The sequence below is a fragment of the Leucobacter sp. M11 genome (assembly GCF_035726885.1).
Lineage (GTDB): Bacteria > Actinomycetota > Actinomycetes > Actinomycetales > Microbacteriaceae > JAPFRB01.
On sequence record NZ_JAPFRB010000004.1, the window covers coordinates 451,001 to 452,459 of the forward strand.

Annotated in this window: 2 protein-coding genes; both read left to right on the forward strand. The window is 72.4% G+C overall.

The features are described 5' to 3' along the window. Nucleotides 1–761: hypothetical protein (locus tag OOT08_RS14235; protein ID WP_325093448.1), on the forward strand; the 761-nt coding region annotated here is incomplete at its 5' end. Nucleotides 762–772: 11 nt separating this feature from the next. After that, a partial coding sequence (locus tag OOT08_RS14240; RefSeq protein ID WP_325093449.1) for a GTPase occupies nucleotides 773–1,459 on the forward strand: 687 nt, incomplete at its 3' end.

The following is a 1,459-nucleotide window of genomic DNA, read 5'->3' on the forward strand; positions in this document are numbered from 1 at the left end:
AGGAGGCCCCCGTGGCCGAGCTCCTCTCGCTCACCGAACTCCTCGCCCAGTACGGGGCACCGAAAGCGGCGGACGCGGCCACGCATGACGCCGCGTCAGGCGATGCGCCGCTCGGCCCGGGCGAGGCCGAACCGTCCGCGGTGGCCTCGGTCACCGCACGAATCCGCGCCGAGAAGGACGAGGTCCGCGAGGCGCTCGCCGCCGGGCGGGTGTTCCTGCGCAACCGATCCGGGGACGGTCCCGCCACGATCCACGACGCCGAGTGCCCGACGATCGAGCATCGGGTGAATCGGGACCGGGCCTGGAGCTACGTCCGCGCCTTCCCCGGCGAGATCGCGGACGCGTCCCGCCTGCCCGGCTGGGCCGTCACCCGGCCCGCGGGGGAGGGGGAGTTGCCCCGGGCGCGGGCCGCGGCGATGCCCGAGTTGCTCAGCCGAAGCGAGGTCGCGGGGCTGCGCAGCTACCGGCTGTGCGGCTCGTGCGTCCCGGACCTGCCCGAGCGTCCGAGCCGGGCCGAGCCCGGCGCGCACGCGATCCAGCTGCGCAACCTCGGGCCGCACCACCTCGGGCGGCTGCTCCGGAGCCTGGACGGGGCGGACCTGGGGGAGCTCACGGGGGTCACCGTGACCCTGCACTTCGCGGATGGCGAGCTGACGGGCACGCCCGGGGACCGCGTCATGCTGCGCCCGGAGACCCGCGCACCCGGGGCCGGGACGGATCGGGCGGCCGCCGAGCAGGCGGAACCCGGCCCCGTCCCGTAGACTCGTCTCTCGTGGCTCTTACAATCGGAATCGTCGGACTGCCCAACGTCGGCAAGTCAACCCTGTTCAACGCGCTCACCCGCAACAACGTGCTCGCCGCGAACTACCCGTTCGCGACCATCGAGCCGAACGTCGGCGTGGTGAACCTGCCGGACGCGCGGCTCGACACCCTCGCCGAGATTTTCGGCTCCGAGCGGATCCTGCCCGCCCCCGTGTCCTTCGTGGACATCGCGGGCATCGTGCGCGGCGCGAGCGAGGGCGAGGGGCTCGGCAACCAGTTCCTCGCGAATATCCGCGAGGCCGACGCGATCGCCCAGGTCGTGCGCGGCTTCACCGACGAGGACGTGATTCACGTCGACGGCGCCGTGAACCCGGCCAGCGACATGGAGACCATCAACACCGAGCTCGTGCTCGCGGACCTGCAGACGCTGGAGAAGGCGCTGCCCCGCTACGAGAAGGAGCTGAAGTCGAAGAAGATCGAGGCCTCGGTTGTGGACGCCGCCAAGGAGGCCCTCGCGGTCCTGAACGACGGCACCCCGCTCTCGGCCTCCGCCGTGGACACCGCGCCGATCCAGGAGCTCGGGCTGCTCACCACGAAGCCCTTCATGTACGTGTTCAACGTCGACGAGGGGGTGCTGGGCGACCAGGCCCGCCTCGACGAGCTGGCCGCGCTCGTCGCGCCCGCGAAGGCGATCTTC